Origin of the sequence: Cellulosimicrobium cellulans (assembly GCF_024124905.1) — a bacterium.
In the GTDB taxonomy this organism is placed as follows: domain Bacteria; phylum Actinomycetota; class Actinomycetes; order Actinomycetales; family Cellulomonadaceae; genus Cellulosimicrobium; species Cellulosimicrobium cellulans_G.
Genome location: NZ_JAMXST010000004.1, coordinates 668,229 through 684,727, shown reverse-complemented (window position 1 = coordinate 684,727; position 16,499 = coordinate 668,229). Strand labels below are relative to the sequence as shown.

The 16,499-nt window shown below is 73.6% G+C and carries 12 protein-coding genes; 5 read left to right on the top strand and 7 right to left on the bottom strand.

The annotated features are described in order from the left end of the window. Positions 1–189 precede the first annotated feature (189 nt). The 4 genes from NHH00_RS15110 to NHH00_RS15095 form a co-directional block, all read right to left on the bottom strand. Entirely contained in the window at positions 190–1,362 is a 1,173-nt protein-coding gene (locus tag NHH00_RS15110; RefSeq protein ID WP_253053547.1) for a Gfo/Idh/MocA family protein, read from the bottom strand. A gap of 135 nt (positions 1,363–1,497) precedes the next feature. Further along, the gene (locus NHH00_RS15105; protein WP_253053545.1) at positions 1,498–2,565 is read right to left on the bottom strand and encodes a substrate-binding domain-containing protein; all 1,068 of its coding nucleotides are present in this window, start codon (positions 2,563–2,565) and stop codon (positions 1,498–1,500) included. Positions 2,566–2,667: 102 nt separating this feature from the next. Next, positions 2,668–3,708, bottom strand: a complete 1,041-nt coding sequence (locus tag NHH00_RS15100; RefSeq protein WP_374615076.1) for an ABC transporter permease — start codon at positions 3,706–3,708, stop codon at positions 2,668–2,670. Further along, positions 3,705–5,225, bottom strand: coding sequence for a sugar ABC transporter ATP-binding protein (locus NHH00_RS15095; protein WP_253053543.1), 1,521 nt, complete (start codon positions 5,223–5,225; stop codon positions 3,705–3,707). The genes NHH00_RS15100 and NHH00_RS15095 overlap by 4 nt, the downstream gene beginning before the upstream one ends. A gap of 409 nt (positions 5,226–5,634) precedes the next feature. Here NHH00_RS15095 and NHH00_RS15090 point away from each other — a divergent pair, with 409 nt between their 5' ends. The 3 genes from NHH00_RS15090 (at position 5,635) to NHH00_RS15080 (ending at position 8,493) form a co-directional block, all read left to right on the top strand. Beyond that, positions 5,635–6,816, top strand: a complete 1,182-nt coding sequence (locus tag NHH00_RS15090; protein ID WP_253053541.1) for an ROK family transcriptional regulator — start codon at positions 5,635–5,637, stop codon at positions 6,814–6,816. Positions 6,817–6,886: 70 nt separating this feature from the next. Beyond that, positions 6,887–7,552, top strand: coding sequence for a ThuA domain-containing protein (locus NHH00_RS15085; protein WP_253053539.1), 666 nt, complete (start codon positions 6,887–6,889; stop codon positions 7,550–7,552). 35 nt (positions 7,553–7,587) lie between these two features. Continuing rightward, positions 7,588–8,493: a dihydrodipicolinate synthase family protein gene (locus NHH00_RS15080; protein ID WP_253053537.1), complete on the top strand. Its 906-nt coding sequence runs from the start codon at positions 7,588–7,590 to the stop codon at positions 8,491–8,493. Positions 8,494–8,527: 34 nt separating this feature from the next. On the opposite strand, the gene ligA is transcribed toward NHH00_RS15080, so the two are convergent. Then, positions 8,528–10,993, bottom strand: a complete 2,466-nt coding sequence (ligA, locus tag NHH00_RS15075) for an NAD-dependent DNA ligase LigA (RefSeq protein ID WP_374615073.1) — start codon at positions 10,991–10,993, stop codon at positions 8,528–8,530. 317 nt (positions 10,994–11,310) lie between these two features. Then, positions 11,311–11,895: a M15 family metallopeptidase gene (locus NHH00_RS15070; RefSeq protein WP_253053535.1), complete on the bottom strand. Its 585-nt coding sequence runs from the start codon at positions 11,893–11,895 to the stop codon at positions 11,311–11,313. A gap of 196 nt (positions 11,896–12,091) precedes the next feature. Here NHH00_RS15070 and NHH00_RS15065 point away from each other — a divergent pair, with 196 nt between their 5' ends. Then, entirely contained in the window at positions 12,092–13,315 is a 1,224-nt protein-coding gene (locus tag NHH00_RS15065; RefSeq protein WP_253053533.1) for a sensor histidine kinase, read from the top strand. A gap of 101 nt (positions 13,316–13,416) precedes the next feature. Further along, complete coding sequence (locus NHH00_RS15060) at positions 13,417–14,091, top strand: response regulator (protein ID WP_253053726.1); 675 nt, start codon at positions 13,417–13,419, stop codon at positions 14,089–14,091. Here the strand turns inward: NHH00_RS15060 and NHH00_RS15055 are convergent. Then, complete coding sequence (locus tag NHH00_RS15055; protein ID WP_253053531.1) at positions 14,070–16,298, bottom strand: hypothetical protein; 2,229 nt, start codon at positions 16,296–16,298, stop codon at positions 14,070–14,072. The genes NHH00_RS15060 and NHH00_RS15055 overlap by 22 nt on opposite strands. Positions 16,299–16,499: the final 201 nt, after the last annotated feature.

Below are 16,499 nucleotides of genomic sequence, written 5' to 3'. Positions count from 1 at the left end.
CGGCCGCCGTCCCGGGATATTCGACCGACAATTTTGATTGCCCGTCGTACTAAATGCGCGCCGTCGCGGCGCGTCCAGCCTCCTTTCTCCAAGCCGGTTCCGGCCGGCCGTGCTGCGCTGCAACGGCCGGCACCGTCGGGCCGGTGTCCGGGTCGACCCTCCGCCCCGCGGGCCGACCCGGACTCGATACTACGGTTGGACCCAGCCGCCCGACGCCGCGCTCCGCTCGACCGCGTCGAGCACGCGCTGCACCACGAGGCCGTCCGCGAAGGTCGGCGCCGGGTGCGTCCCGGAGGCGATCCCCTCGACGAGGTCGACCGCCTGGTGCGTGAAGGCGTGCTCGTACCCGAGCCCGTGACCCGCGGGCCACCAGTGCGCGACGTACGCGTGCTCCGGCTCCGTGACGACGATGCGCCGGAAGCCGGCGACGACCGCGTCGTCCGCGGCGTCGAAGAAGTGCAGGACGTTCATGTCCTCGAAGTCGAACGCGACCGACCCCTTCGAGCCGTTGATCTCGAGGCGGATCGCGTTCTTGCGGCCGTACGCGAAGCGCGTGGCCTCGAAGGTCCCGATGCCCCCGCCGGACAGCCGGGCGAGGAACACCGCCGCGTCGTCCACGGTGACGGGCCCGCGCTCGGTGCCGCCCTGGCCGGACAGCCCCGCGAACTCCGTCGCGACCGGACGCTCCGTCACGAAGGTCTCGAGCAGTCCCGAGACGCTCGTGATCTTCTCTCCGGTGATGAACTGCGCGAGGTCGATGACGTGGGCGCCGATGTCGCCGAGCGCCCCGCTGCCGGCCTTCGACTTGTCGAGCCGCCACGACAGCGGCGCGTTCTCGTCCGCGATCCAGTCCTGGAGGTACTGCGCGCGGACGTGGCGCACGGTCCCGATCCGCCCGTCGACGACGAGCTGGCGCGCGAGCTGGATGGCCGGCACGCGGCGGTAGGTGAAGCCCACCATCGCGACCTGACCGCGCGCGGCCGCGGCCTCGGCCACCTCGACCATCTTCTCCGCCTCGGCGACCGTGTTGGCGAGCGGCTTCTCGCACAGCACGTGCTTGCCGGCCTCGAGCGCCGCGATCGCGATCTCGGCGTGCGTGTCGCCGGGCGTGCACACGTCGACGAGGTCGACGTCGTCCCGCGCGACGAGCGCCTGCCAGCTCGTCTCGGTGGACTCCCAGCCGAGCCGCTGGGCGGCGGCGGCCAGCGCCTCCGGGTTGCGGCCGCCGAGCACCCGCATGCGCGGGTCGAGAGGGAGGTCGAAGAACCGGGGGGCAGTCCGCCAGGCCTGCGAGTGCGCTGCCCCCATGAACGAGTACCCGACCATGCCGACGCCGAGCTGCGCGCCGTCGTTTCCTGCCATGACGTTCCTTCCGTGCGCATGTTCCTGCGCGTGACGTGAGCACGCCCACGGTCCGGCCGGGGTCGTCCCGGGCGGACCGTGGGCGTGGTCCGCGTGCTTTCGTGCTGCGTGCTGACGACGGGCGTCAGCGGCCCGTCAGGACTGGAACGCCGTGGGCAGGTACTGGTCGACGTTGTCCTTCGTCACGACCGGCGCGAAGAGCTGGATCGTGCGGGGGACGCCGGACGACGCGAGGTCGCTCATGCTGCGCTCGTGCGCGACGAGGCGGGCGAGCTTGATGCCGTCCGCGGCCTGGGTCGACGGGTAGACGACGGTCGCCTGGAGGACGGAGTCGCCGGCCTTGATGTGCTCCATGACCTGCTTCGAGCCGGCGCCGCCGACCATGAAGAACTCGTCGCGGCCCGCGTTCTCGATCGCGGAGAGCACGCCGACGCCCTGGTCGTCGTCGTGGTTCCAGATGGCGTCGATCTTCGGCGCGGCCTGGAGCAGGTTCGCCGTCGCGGCCTCGCCGCCCTGGACGGTGAAGTCGGCCGCGACGCGGTTGTCGACGTCGAGGCCGCAGTCGGACAGCGCGTCCTCGAAGCCCTGGCTGCGGTCCTGCGTGAGCGGGAGCGAGTCGATGCCCGCGATCTCCGCGACGACCGCGTCGGGGTTGTCCCCGAGCTGCTCGCAGATGTACTGGCCGGCGCTCACGCCCATGCCGTAGTTGTCGCCGAGGACCGTGGCCCGGGCCGCGAACGGGCTCGAGAACTCGCGGTCGACGTTGATGACCGGGATCCCGGCGTTCATCGCCTTGGTCGCGACCTCGGTGAGCGCGGCGCCGTCGAACGGCAGGAGCACGATCGCGTCCACGCCGTCGTTGATGAAGCCCTCGATCTGGCTGATCTGGACGTTGACGTCGTTCGTCCCGTCCGCGACGCGGAGCTCGACGTCCTCGTACTCCGCGGCCTCGGCCTCGGCCGCGGTCGTGATGGCGCCCATCCAGCCGTGGTCGGCAGCGGGGGCCGAGAAGCCGATGACGATCGGGTCGCCCGGGGCGTCGTTGTCGGAGACGGCCTCGTTGCTGCTGCCGCCTCCGTCGCCGTCCGCGGTGTCCTCGGTGGTCGGGGTGTTGGACGTGCAGGCCGTGGCGATCAGCGCGATCGAGGCGGCCGAGACCGTCGCGATCATGAAGCGGCGGCGCAGGGTGGTGCGTGCGGACATGGGATCTCCTTCGATGCTGTCCTGCGGGAGGAACTCTGCGGAACTTGTGGGGGGTGAGTGGTGTCGTGGGTCGTACGAGGAATGGCTGGGGAGTGCGACGGGCTAGGTGGTCCGCCGGGCGATGCGCTGCTGGAGCAGGACCGCGCCGACGATGATCGCGCCCTTGGCGATCTGCTGGACCGAGCTGTCGACGTTGTTGATGATGAAGACGTTGGTGAGCGTCGTGAAGATGAGCACGCCCAGGACGGTGCCGACGATCGATCCGCGTCCGCCTGCCAGGAGCGTGCCGCCGACGACGACCGCGGCGATCACGTCGAGCTCGAGGAGCAGACCGTTGGTCGAGGAGCCGGCGCTCGTGCGAGCGAGGATCATGACCCCGGCGATGCCGGCGGTGAGGCCCGAGAGCGCGTACACGTACATGAGGTGCCGCTTGACCTTGATGCCCGCGAGGCGCGCGGCCTCGGGGTTGCCGCCGACCGCGACCGTCCGGCGTCCGAACGTCGTGCGGTTGAACAGGAACCAGCCGAGCACGGCGACGATCGCGAAGATCCAGACGATCTTCGGGACCCCGAGGAGGTTGCCCCGGAAGATGTCGTTGAACTCCTGGACGCTGACGATCTGCGTGCGCTTCTGGGCGATGAGCTCGGCGAGGCCGCGCGCCGCGACGAGCATCGCGAGCGTCGCGATGAACGCCACGACGCGCCCGTAGGCGATGATCAGGCCGTTGAGGAACCCGGCGCCGAGGCCGACCGCGAGCGCACAGATGACCATGACGACCCAGCCGTACGACTGGGTGGCGAGCGTCGTCGCCCACACGGAGGAGAGCCCGAGCACGGAGCCGACCGACAGGTCGATGCCGCCCGTCGTGATGACGAACGTCATGCCGATGGCCAGGACGCCGGTGACCGAGCCGAGGCTGAGGATGGTCATCAGGTTGCTGACGCTCGCGAACCGCTCACCCGCCGTCGCGAAGCCCAGGACGCACAGGAGGATCAGCGCGAGGACCAGGCCGATGTTCCGACCTGCCGCCCCGGACATGAATCCTGCGCGGCGGCGCTCGCTCGCGGCCTTCTCGACCCGGGCCGACTCGTCGGCGTCCGGCTTGTCCGTCGGCATCGAGGCCGACACCTGCTGCTCGCTCACGCGACACTTCCTTCCATGACCATGTCGAGCACCTGGTGCTCGTCGATGGAGCTCGAGGGCCCCTCGTGCACGACGCGACCCTCGGAGACGACGAGTACGCGGTCGGCGAGGCCGAGGACTTCGGGGATCTCGCTGGACACGACGACGACGGCGGCACCCTCGTCGGCGAGCCTGCGGATGAGGGCGTAGATCTCGGCGCGCGCCCCGACGTCGACGCCGCGCGTCGGCTCGTCGAGGAGCAGCACGCGGCAGCCGTGGACCAGCCAGCGGGCGAGCATCGCCTTCTGCTGGTTGCCACCCGAGAGCGTGCGGATCGCGCGGTCGACGCCGGCGGGCCGCAGCTCGAGCGAGTCGGCCTGCTCCTTGGCCGCCTTGCGCTCCGCGCCCTCGTCGAGGAAGCCGCCGCGCGCGAAGCGGGCGAACGTCGAGAGGGTGACGTTGCGGTAGACGGGCTCGTCGAGGAGCAGACCCTGGCTCTTGCGCTCCTCCGGCGCGAGCCCGATCCCGGCGTCCACGGCGGAGGCCACGGAGCCGGCGCGAAGCCGCTTCGAGTCCACCCGGACCGTGCCCGCCGTCGCGCGCCGAGCCCCGTAGATCGTCTCGATGATCTCCGAGCGCCCGGCGCCCACCAGGCCCGCCAGGCCGACGATCTCCCCGGCGCGCACCTGGAGCGACACGTCCTCGAACGTGCCCCGCAGGGACAGGCCCTCGACGTCGAGCACGACGGGCGCGTCGGCGGCGAGCTCCTGGGAGTCGGGGAAGACGTACTCGACCGAGCGCCCGGTCATGAGGGTGATGAGCTTCGCCGTCGGCGTCTCGGAGACCGGGAGGTTCTGCGCGACGGTCCGGCCGTCCTTGAGCACCGTGATGCGGTCGCCGATCTCGCGGATCTCCTCGAGACGGTGCGAGATGTAGACGACGGCGACCCCGGCCTTGGTCAGCTCCTTGACCACGCGGAAGAGGTTGCCGACCTCCTCGGAGTCGAGCACCGCGGACGGCTCGTCCATGATGATAACGCGCGCGTCGTGCGACAGCGCCCGCGCCATGGAGACGATCTGCTTGCCCGCGGCCGACAGCCGCTCGACCTCCTGGTTCGGGGAGATCTCGCTGTGGCCGAGCCGCTTGAGGATGGCCCGCGTCTGGCGCACGGCCTCGCGGCGCTGGGAGAACCCGAGCGTCGCGAGCTCGTGCCCGAGGTACACGTTCTCCGCGACGGTCAGGCCGTCGACGACGTCGAGCTCCTGGTACATGGTCGCGACGCCGTGCTTCAGCGCGGCGACGGGGTCGGAGATGGTGATGGGCTCGCCGTCGAGGAGGATCTGACCCTCGGTGGGCTGGTGGGCACCGGCGAGCACCTTGATGAGGGTGGACTTGCCGGCGCCGTTCTGCCCGAGGAGGCAGTGGACCTCTCCGGGGAGGATCTCGAGATCGACGCCGTCGAGCGCTCGAGCCCCGGGGAAGACCTTGACGATGCCCTGCATCTGCAGGAGCGGCTGGGGAGGGTCTGCGGTGACCATGCGGTGAACCTAGCCGACCTTTTGACGACGGTCAATCATAAGATCGCAGCCTTTTGCTGCCGTTACAACTTCGTTACCAGCAAAAGTGGACAAGCGCTGTCAGGGCGAGGGAACGCTCCCATGCTGCGGGCGGACGGTGCTCGACGCGTCAGGTCGACGGGTGGCACGACGGGCGGCTGACGAGCCGAACCACCGAGAAGTCGGCTGGGGGTCGGGGTCTGCACGAGCAGGTGGGGCGGGTGTTCGCCCGGACGGGAGACCCTTCCTCGGGTCTCCACAACTTCCGACGACGTCCGTGTCGCCTTGGGAGGGGACAGTAGGGTACCTTTTGGCGATCGTCAAGCAAAAGCCGATGACTCGTCCGGCACGTACGGACGACCGACGAGAGGCTCCGTGATTCACTGTGCCCATGGAGGAACTGCTGAAGTTCGCGCCGCGCCCGACCGGCGCCGGCGACATGTTCCAGCTGCTCCGGGACGGTCAGCCGCGCACGCGCGCGGACCTCGCAGCGATCACGGGGCAGGCGCGATCCACCATCGCCGCCCGGATCGACCTCCTCATGTCGGCGGGCCTCATCGCCCCCGCGGGAGAGGCGAGCTCGACCGGCGGGCGACCGCCCGTGACCTTCGCCTTCAGCCCTGAGGCGCGCATCGTGCTCGCCGTCGACCTCGGTGCGACGCACGCCCGCCTCGCCGTGACGGACCTCGCGTCCAACGTGCTCGCCGAGACCGACGCCGCGCTCGCGATCGCGGACGGCCCCGACGTGGTGCTGTCGTGGGTCGCGGACACGGGCGAGAAGCTCGTCGCGACGACCGGGCGGAGCCTCGACGACCTCGTGAGCGTCGGCGTCGGCCTGCCCGGGCCCGTCGAGCACTCGTCCGGTCGGCCCATCAACCCGCCGATCATGCCCGCGTGGGACGACGTCGACGTCGCCGGCATCCTGCAGAAGCGGTTCAACGCGTCGGTCCTCGTGGACAACGACGTGAACATCATGGCGCTCGGCGAGCACCGCACCGCCTGGCCCGCCGTGACCGACATGCTGTTCGTCAAGGTCGCCACCGGCATCGGGTCCGGCATCATCGCCGACGGCGAGCTGCGGCGCGGCGCGCAGGGCGCCGCCGGGGACATCGGCCACGTCGCCGTCCCGAGCGCGGCCGACGTCCCGTGCCGCTGCGGGAACGTCGGATGCCTCGAGGCCGTCGCGAGCGGTCAGGCGGTCGCGGCCGCGCTCGCCGCCGCGGGCCTCGACGCGACGAACAGCGCCGACGTCGTCACCCTCGTCCGTGGCGGGGACCTCACCGCGAGCCAGGCCGTCCGCCAGGCGGGACGCGACATCGGCTCGGTGCTCGCGGCGTGCGTGAGCCTCCTCAACCCGTCGCTCATCGTCATCGGCGGCATCGTCGCCGAGGCCGGCGAGCACCTGATCGCGGGCATCCGCGAGATCGTGTACCAGCGGTCGCTCCCCCTCGCGACGCAGCACCTGCGTATCGTCACGTCGCAGGCGCGTGGCCAGGCCGGCGTGCTCGGTGCGAGCGCCATGGCCGTGGATCACGTACTCTCGCCCGCAGCGATCGACGCGCTCATCGCCTGAGCGCGGTCGCCGGGGGCCGCTGCCCGCGACATGCGGGCGCGACGAGTGTGACGAGGCACGAGGAGGAGTCATGACCGAGCGGGACCGTCGAGCGCTCGTGGTCCGGGGCGGTTGGCCCGGGCACGCACCCGAGGAGGCGGCGGAGCTGTTCGTCCCGTTCCTGGAGGCGTCCGGGTACGACGTGACGCTCGAGGGATCGTTGGAGTCGTACGCCGACGAGGAGTTCATGGCGAGCCTGGACCTCGTCGTGCAGTGCTGGACGATGGGCGAGATCCTGCCCGACGAGATGCGCGGGCTGCGCACCGCGATCGCGAACGGTACCGGGTTCGCCGGCTGGCACGGCGGGATCGTGGACTCGTTCCGCCTCGCGACCGACTACCTGCAGATGGTGGGCGGGCAGTTCGCCGCGCACGCGCACGACCTCATCGACCACACGATCGACATCGCGCCGGAGCACGCGGACCACCCGATCGTCGCGGGCATCGACTCGATCTCGCTGCACTCCGAGCAGTACTGGGTGCTCGCCGACTCGTACAACGAGGTCCTCGCGACGACGACCATCGTCCCGCGCGACGGCGACCCGTGGCACGAGCCGGTCGTCTCCCCCGCCGTGTGGACGCGCCGCTGGGGTGCCGGCCGCATCTTCGTGTGCGCAGCCGGCCACCAGCTCGCCGACCTCGAGGTCCCGCCCGTCCGCACCATCGTGGAGCGCGGCATCCTCTGGGCGAGCCGCTGACGCTCGACGCGCGCCCCGGTCCCTCCACCCAGCACGTGACCTCGTTCTGCGGGCTCCTCGCCTACCCGATCACCCCGCTCACCCCCTCGGACGCGCCCGACCCCCACGCGCTCGCCGCCCTCGTGGACGGTGCGGCGCGGGCAGGGGTCGACGGCGTCGTCGTCCTCGCGTCGTCGGGCGCGGGCGTGACGTTCACGCCCGACGAGCGCGACGCCGTCGTGCGCGCCGCCCTCGCGGCGGGCTCGGCGCCCGGCGCGCCGCGCGTCCCCGTGCACGTCGCCGTGAGCGGCGCGTCCACGCGCGAGGTCCTGGAGCGTGCCCGCGCGGCGCGTGACTGCGGGGCGGACGGGCTCGTGCTCGCGCCGTTCTCCTACCTGCCGCTCGACGAGCACGAGGTCGTGGCGGTGTTCGAGGCCGTGGCGGGGACCGTCGACCTGCCGGTCTGCTACTACAACCGGAGCGTCCAGACGGCGTACGACCTCACGCCCGAGGCGCTCGCCCACCTCGCACGCACCACGACCGTCGCGGCCGTCAAGGACCCGGCGTCCACGCCGGCGCGGCCGACCGGCCGGGTCGCGGCGCTGCGCGCGGCGACGGCGGGGCTCGGCCTGAGCGTCGGGCTCAGCGGCGACCCCGCGATCGTCGGCGGCGCCGAGGCGGCCGACGCCTGGCACACCGGTCTCGCCGCGCTCGTGCCCGCCGAGTACGTCGCGCTGCGGCGCGCCCGGGCCGGGGGCACCGCGCCCGACGCCCAGGTCGTGGACTGGCTGCGCGACCTCACGGACGTCCTGGCCTCGCTACGTCCGGTGAGCGGGTTCCACGCGCTCGCGAACCTGCTCGGCGTGCCGACCGCTCCCCCGCGCGGCCCGTCGCTGCCCGTCCCGCCCGACGGCGTCGCGCGGCTGCAGGAGGTCGTGTCCCGACGCCCGTCGACGCCCTGATCCACCCCCGTGACGTCGTGGCGCGTCGGACTCCTCAGCCGTCCGCGCCGGAACCTGCTTCGTCGCCCGCGCCGGACGCGTCGCCTCCGACGCGGTCGGCGACGGCGTCCGGCCCGCCGGCGAGCAGCGCGACGAAGCCCTCCTCGTCGAGGATCGGCAGGCCGAGGTCGCGGGCCTTGGTCTCCTTCGAGCCCGCGTTCGCTCCGACGACGACGTAGTCGGTCTTCTTCGAGACCGACCCCGACGACTTGCCGCCCGCCGCGATCACCGCCTCCTTGGCGCCGTCGCGGCTGAAACCCTCGAGCGACCCCGTGACGACGACGGTGAGTCCCGCGAGCGGTCCGGTGGGTGCCTGCCGGGCGCCCGGACCGGGATGCCCCGGGATGGAGAACCGCACCCCGTCCCGCTTCCACTGGTCGACGATCTCCTGGTGCCAACCGACCTCGAGCCACGCGATCACCTCGTCGGCGATGACGGGCCCGACGCCCTCGACCGCCGCGAGCGCCTCGCGGCCCCCGTCACGGATCGCCTCCTCGATGGCGTCCAGGGACCCGAACCAGTCCGCGAGCGCGCGCGCCGCGACGGGGCCGACGTGCCGGATGTTGAGGCTCACGAGGATGCGCCACAGGTCCTTGGTCCTCGCGAGCCGCAGCTCGTCGACGAGGGTCTGCGCCGTGCTCGACGGCCCGTACACCGGGTAGTCCTTGCGGACGCCCGCAGCCCGGCGCTCGGCGGGCGTCGCGTCCTCGAACCCCGGCGGGTAGGTGCGCGCGGCGACCTTCTGGAAGGGTCGGACGACCTTGGCGAGCAGCACCGAGCCGTCGGACATCGGGACCTCTCCCGACTCCCCCACGCCCTCGTACGGCCGGGGCAGGCCGGTCTCCGGGTCGCGCACGACGACCTTGATCGGCGCGAGCTGCTCGACCGTGAGGCCGAAGAGGTTCTTCTCGGTGCGCAGCGGGGGCTCGGCCGGCTCGTAGGGCTGGGTGAGCGCGGCGGCGGTGACCTCGCCGAGCGCCTCGACGTCGAGGCCGCCGCGCGAGCCGATGTGCTCGACGCGGCCTCGCACCTGGGCCGGGCACGACTCGGCGTTGGGGCAGCGCAGGTCGACGTCGCCCTCCTTCATGGGGCGCAGCGGCGTGCCGCACTCCGGGCAGTCGGCGGGCATGACGAAGTCCTCGCGCGGGTAGCCGTCGTCCGCGAGCGCCGCGACGGGCCCGAGGATCTCCGGGATGACGTCGCCGGCCTTGCGCAGCACGACCATGTCGCCGATCCGCACGCCCTTGGCCCGCACGACGTCCTGGTTGTGGAGGGTCGCCTGGCGCACGGTGCTGCCGGCGACCTTCACCGGCTCCATGACCGCGTAGGGGGTCGCGCGACCCGTGCGGCCCACGCCGACCTGGATCGCGAGCAGGCGCGTGTTGACCTCCTCGGGCGGGTACTTGTACGCGATGGCCCACCGGGGCGCGCGGCTCGTGGCGCCGAGCCGGCGCTGCAGGGCGAGCTCGTCGACCTTGACGACGATCCCGTCGAGCTCGTGCTCGATGTCGTGGCGGTGCTCCCCGAAGTACGCGATGCGCTCCATCACCTCGTCGAGCCCGTGCACCACCCGGTTGTGCGGCGAGACGGGCACGCCCCACTGCGCGAACAGCGCGTACGCGTCGGACTGGCGCGCGAGCTCGGCGTGCTCGCCCGCCTCCCACTGCAGGGCGCCCACCCCGTGCGCGTACATCCGCAGGTTGCGGCTCGCCGTGACGGCGGGGTCCTTCTGCCGCAGCGACCCGGCCGCGGTGTTGCGCGGGTTGGCGTACGGGTCCTGCCCGGCGGCGACCAGCTTCTCGTTGAGCGCGGCGAAGTCCGCGACGCCCATGAAGACCTCGCCGCGGATCTCGATGACGTCGGGGTGGGTCGCCGGGTCGCCGCCGAGGCGCTGCGGGATGCTCTCGATCGTCCGCACGTTGGCGGACACGTCCTCGCCCGTGCGCCCGTCCCCGCGCGTGGCCGCCCGGACGAGCCGGCCCTTCTCGTAGAGCAGAGCGATGGCGAGGCCGTCGATCTTCACCTCGCACAGGTAGTCGACCGCCGCGTCCTCCGCGACGCCGAGGTCGCGGTGCACGCGCGCCGCCCACGCGGCGAGGTCCTCCTCGCTGAACGCGTTGTCGAGCGACAGCATCGGCTCGAGGTGCTGGACCGTCGCGAAGCCCGCCGCGGCGCGGCCCCCGACGCGCTGGGTGGGCGACTCAGGCGACTGGAGGGCGGGGTGCGCGGCCTCGAGCGCCTGGAGCTCGTGCATCCGGGCGTCGTACTCGGCGTCCGAGGAGACGGGCTGGTCCTCCTCGTAGTACGCGCGCTGGTCGGCCTCGACCTGCGCGACGAGCTCGGCCCAGCGTCGCTGCGCGGCGGCCTCGTCGAGCTCGGCGGCGGACGTGGCCGTGGGGACCTCCTCGTCCGTCACGGTCGGGGTGGTCGGGGCGGACGTCGCGGGGGTGCTCTCGCTCACCCGCACATCATCGCGCGGACCGCCGACATCCGCCGCCCTCGTCGGCGGTGCGGGTCCGCTCCCGCGAGGTCGTCGCGCGCTCAGGGTCGGTACGAGGGGACGAGGTGGGCGGCGAGGCGGTCGACGGCGCGGGCGCACCGGACACGGTCATGAGGGCGCCGAACCTCGAGGCGTTCGTCCCGCACGTCGAGGTCGTGGAGCTGGACTGCGGCCACTGGATCCAGCAGGAGCTCCCGGAGGAGACGTCCCGCCTGATCCTGGCGTGGCTCCAGCGGCAGGAGGCCGCAACTCGGGTCGTGACCCCGGGCGGCGGGCGGTCACCCCCAACCGTGGGACGCGTCGTCGTGCATCGGCGGGCACGTGCCGCCGGGCTCGGTCGCGGCCTCGAAGTGCCACAGCTCGTTCGCGTACGTGCGGCACAGCCCGAACTCGGCCCCGTGCTGCTCGAGCCACAGCGCGCCGTCCGTCGGCCCGACGTCGATCGCGAGCCCCGCGACGTGCTCGGACGACTCGGGCGGCAGCACCCAGCGGTGCGCCTCCTCGGCCGAGCCGTAGCGCTCCAGCGCCGCGTCCACGAGCTCCTGCTGCTCGGCCGCCGTGCGCCACCCGGACGTCAGGGTGAGCTCGACGCCGTCGGCGTCCGCGGCGGCGCGTGCCGCGTCGAAGCGGCGCTCCAGCTCCGGGTCGAGCCCGGTCGCGGTCTGCGGGCGCAGCGACGGCGAGGGGTCGGCCACGGCGGCGCCACCGCCGTCGCGCGTCACGGTGAGGTACGTGAGCGCCCCCGCCGCACCGAGCGCCCCGACGGCGAGGACGCCGGCCACGGTGCGGGCGACGCGACGGGGACCGGGACGGCCGGGGACGTGGCGGGCGGGACGGGCGGGGCGAAGCGGTGTCGTGGTCATGCCTCGAGGCTCGCCCGCGGCGGTCCCTCGCCACATCGACCCGTCGGCGGCACCTCGACCCCCGCCGTCCGGCGCACCCGCGCGTCCCGGGTCCGCCCCCGGCCCGACGCGGCTCCGCCCTGGGGCTGAGCCCAGGTCTCCCGACCTCGGCCCCCGGGCGGTGCCGTCCGTACGGGCACCCGGCTACCGTGGACGGGTGCACCGGCTCACCCGTCTGCCCGTGTGGGCGCAGGACCTCTGGACCGCGCTCGCCGCGGGCCTCGTGTGGTTCGGTGTCATCACCGTGATGGAGAACGGGGACTACTGGTACCCCCGCCACCCCGAGTCGTACCGCGTGGCGGGGCTGTGGATCGTCCTGACCCTCGCCCTGCGCCGGGTCGTGCCGGGGCCGCTCTTCTGGGCGACGGCGATGCTCTATCCCCTCGCCCTGCCGTGGCCGATGCAGACGCCGTTCGAGCTCCTCCCGCTCCTCGTCGCGGGGTTCGCCGCGACCCGCTCGGGCGCCGTCCCGTGGGCGCTCGCCGGCCTCGCGGGCGGGCTCTCCGCCTACGCGACGCAGCTCTGGGATCGCCCCCACCTGACCTTCCCCCCGGTGCCCTTCTCCCCACGATGGATCGGGCTCGCCCAGTCGCCGTCGGACGTGCTGCTCGCCCTCGCGCTCGTCCTGGGCGCGGTCGCGGCCGGCTACTTCTTCCGTCGCCTCGCGCTGACGTCCGAGCGGCTGCGCGAGCGCAACGCCGAGCTCCAGGCTCTCCAGGCGGAGCTCGCCGAGCGCGCCGTGCTCGCCGAGCGGACGCGCATCGCGCGCGAGCTGCACGACGTCGTCGCGCACCACATGTCCGCGATCGTGGTCCGGGCGCAGGCCGCCGACCGCGTCGCGGCCAACCAACCCGAGGCCCCGGCCGAGGCGGTGCGCTGGATCAGCGACGAGGGCAAGCAGGCGCTGACCGCGATGCGCTCGGTCGTGCAGGTGCTGCGCCGCGGGACCGAGACCGACGGCGGGACGGCGGCCCTCGCACCGACGCCGGACGGCGCCCGCGCGCCCGACGAGCTCCGCGCGGTCGCCAGACGGCTGCGCGACGCGGGCCGCGACGTCGACCTCACGCTCCCCCGCCCGTGGCCGACGACGAGCGCCGAGTCCGGGCTCGCCGTCGTCCGCATCGTCCAGGAGGCCCTGACCAACGTGCTGCTCCACTCGCTCGCCCCCGAGGTCACCGTGGCCGTGACCGACGACGGCGCCGACCTGCGCCTGCGCGTCCACGACCCGGGTCCGCCCCTCCCGAGCACCGCGGGACGCCAGGGGCACGGCCTGACCTCCATGCGCGAGCGCGCGCTCGCGGCCGGGGGCGCGCTGGCCGCCGGCCCGGACGGGCGCGGCGGATGGACCGTCGAGGCACGCATCCCCCGGGAGCCGGCGTGACCGCCCCGGTGCCGGGCGTCGACGGGAGCGGGGCCGCCACGCTCCCGCCGGTCCGCGTCGTCGTCGTCGACGACCAGTCCACGATCCGCCTGGGCCTGCGCATGATCCTCGACAACGAGCCCGACGTGACCGTCGTCGGCGAGGCCGGGGACGGCGAGACCGCGGTGACGATGGCACGCGCGTTGCGACCCGACGTCGTGCTCATGGACGTGCGCATGCCGCGGCTCGACGGCATCGAGGCGACCGCGCGGATCGTCGCCGACCCCGACCTCGCCGACGTGCGCACGCTCGTCCTGACGACCTTCGACGACGACGAGTACGTGTACGGCGCGCTGCGCGCCGGGGCGTCCGGGTTCCTCCTGAAGGATGCGGACCCGCAGACGCTCGTCGACGCCGTGCACCGCGTCCGCGCGGGCGACTCGCTGCTCGACCCGGCCGTCACCGGACGCATCATCTCGACGTACGTCGAGCTCGCGCGGCTCGCGCCGCTCGGGCACGACGCCGACGGGAACGGCGCCGACGGGAACCGCGAGCCCGGCACCGGGCTGGGCGCGGCCACCCCGCGCGAGCGCGAGGTGCTGCTCGCCGTCGCGCGCGGGCTGTCGAACCGCGAGATCGGCGCCGAGCTGCACCTCACCGAGGCGACGGTGAAGAGCCACGTGCGCTCGCTGCTCACGAAGGTCGGCCTGACCAACCGCGTGCAGCTCGTCATCCTCGCCTACGAGGCAGGCATCGTCCGTCCGGGACGCGACGGTCATCCCGCGTCGACGAGCTGAGCGACGTCGCCCACGCGCCAGGCCCGGACGCCGCCCTCTCCGGCGAGCGTCACGACGGCGTCCGACCCGTCCGGGTGGACCGTCCCCTCACCTCCCGGCTCGGGCGTCGGCAGCACGAGCTGCTGCCACTCCTCCGCGTCGGCGGACAACCACAGGACCGACCGTTCCACGCCCGACGCGACGACCGTGCCGACCGCGGCGTACCCCTCGGCGACCCGGACGACGCGACCGAACGTCTCGCCTCGACCCGTCGCGCCGACGAGCTCGAAGCTCGTGCCGTCCGTGGTCCCGCGCAGCTCGGAGCGCCCGTCGACCTGCACCTGGAGCAGGGGGCGAGCGTCGCCGTCACCCTGGACGCACCCGTCGACCTCGAACGCCTCCTCCGCGTCGATCACCGCGCGCTCCCAGCCGGTGCTCTCGCCGACCCAGGACGCGTCGACCTCTCGGTCGCCGTCGACGACCGTGCCCAGCACCCACGGACGACCGTCGGCGAGGAGGCACACGTGCCGCGCGGAGGACCGACCGTCACCGCCCTCGAACCCCTCGTCGAGGGTCCAGGCGAGGCCGTCCTCGGACCGCCAGGCCGCGGCGTGCCGCACGCTCGCGCCCTCAGGGCTGTCGGCTCGCACCCCGACGGCGACCCACCCCCCGTCGACCGCGCGGACGTCGTGGATCTCCGCGTGCCCGGAGGACGGCCAGCCGGAGCCCTCCGTCCACCCACCGCCCGCAGGACGGAACCACGACCGCACCGTGACGGCGTTCTCGCCCTCCTCCCAGCCGAACGTGACCGTCACCTCGCTCCCGTCCGCGGCCACGGACCGGACCAGGGCGAGGTCCTCCCCGGTCCAGGGGACGTCCGCCGACGTCTCGACCAGGGCACGACCATCGACGGTGTACACCGCCGACGAGACCCACCTCCGCCAGCCGTCGCCCGCGGTCGAGACCTCCGCGCGACGCGCCACGAGGAACCCGTCGCCCGCGTCGACCTCCGTCGGCCGGAACCAGCGCCGAGGCATCGCGAGGGTCGCGAGGCGACGCCACCGTCCGTCGCGGAGCTCGGTCACGTACGCGCCGCCGTCCCCGGCGAGGACGGCCCGCACCGCACGCTCGTCCGGGTCCCAGGCGGACGGACCGCCGAAGCCGATCCCTCCGTTGTCGGCGGACATGCCCTGGGACGCGACGTGTCCCGGCTCCACCTCGACCACCAGACTGCTCGCGCTGAGCTCGTCGCCCCAGTAGACGGCCGCGAGATCGTCGCCGCCCACGGCAGGCGCCGACAGCCCGGTCGACTGGTCGTCGGTGCCGGCGTCGTCGCGGCGGAAGTCCAGGTACTCCCAGGCGTCACCGTCGCCGGGTTCCCAGAACCACGCCGCCGCGTCCGTCACGGGACCGCCGAGCCCTGCCTCCCGGACCGAGCCCGTCAGGACGAACCCTGTCGCGGTCGTCGCCGCACCCGCGACGCGCGGCGCGTCACCGGGCAGGTCGGACGTCGTCCAGGTGGTCCCCGAGCCCGCGGAGCGATAGGTGACGACCACGTCGTCCCCCACCTCGTCGTCCCAGGAGACCACGGCGACCCACGTCTCTCCGCGTCCTGCCACTCCCTCGACCGTCGGCTCTCCCGCACCGTCCGGCAGGACCAGCGGAACGGGGTCGCCGGACGTCGGGACGAGCACTCCTCGGACGGCCCGCGCGTCCGCGTCGACGCCGAGGGCGACGACCGTCCCGCCCGTCTCGGCGACGTGCGTCAACGGGACGTCCACGATCTCCGGAGGAAGCCGGACCGGTTCCCACGCCACGCGGTCCGCCGAGGTCAGCAGGAAGCCGGCCGTCCGCCCGTCCTCCCCCGTGCTCCCCGCGAGGACGGTGCGCGCCGCACCGCCCGCGGCCGCGAGGTCGCGCACCACGCCCGGAAGGTCCAGGACCGCCGGCTCCCCCGCGACCGCGCCGCTCTCACCGAGGGTCCAGACCACGCCCTCCGGCACACCGCCCGGCGCCGTCCGCACACCGCTCACGATCCACGGCAGCCCGGACGCGGCGGGCACGATCCCGACCTGGTCGACGACGGCCTCCTGCGGGGCGAGCTCGGGTGGCACGTCGATCTCGGCGAACACCGCGGGGTCGCGCCGCTCCGGCTCCGCGTCCGGCGTGCACGCAGCGAGCGTCACCCCGAGCGCTCCCGCCAGCACCGCGGCGAAGACCCTCGCCACGCGTCGTCCTCGTCCGTGCACCATGCGGCCCCCCGCCGTCGTCATGACCCGCGCCGTCGCGCGCCGCGGGACCGACGTCCCGCGAGCGGAGAACCTACCGAGGCTCCGACGCCCCTCGAGGGTTTTCCACAGGCCACGCACGACGGAGCCCGACGGCGGAAGGGGACTCGCGCCGTCGGGCTCCGGGTTTCGTGGGGCCGG

Coding starts and splice junctions, on each gene's coding strand:
- NHH00_RS15105 (WP_253053545.1), bottom strand. CDS start 2,565: ATGTCCGCACGCACCACCCTGCGCCGCCGCTTCATGATCGCGACGGTC.
- NHH00_RS15110 (WP_253053547.1), bottom strand. CDS start 1,362: ATGGCAGGAAACGACGGCGCGCAGCTCGGCGTCGGCATGGTCGGGTAC.
- NHH00_RS15095 (WP_253053543.1), bottom strand. CDS start 5,225: ATGGTCACCGCAGACCCTCCCCAGCCGCTCCTGCAGATGCAGGGCATC.
- NHH00_RS15070 (WP_253053535.1), bottom strand. CDS start 11,895: ATGACCACGACACCGCTTCGCCCCGCCCGTCCCGCCCGCCACGTCCCC.
- NHH00_RS15085 (WP_253053539.1), top strand. CDS start 6,887: ATGACCGAGCGGGACCGTCGAGCGCTCGTGGTCCGGGGCGGTTGGCCC.
- NHH00_RS15060 (WP_253053726.1), top strand. CDS start 13,417: ATGATCCTCGACAACGAGCCCGACGTGACCGTCGTCGGCGAGGCCGGG.
- NHH00_RS15090 (WP_253053541.1), top strand. CDS start 5,635: ATGGAGGAACTGCTGAAGTTCGCGCCGCGCCCGACCGGCGCCGGCGAC.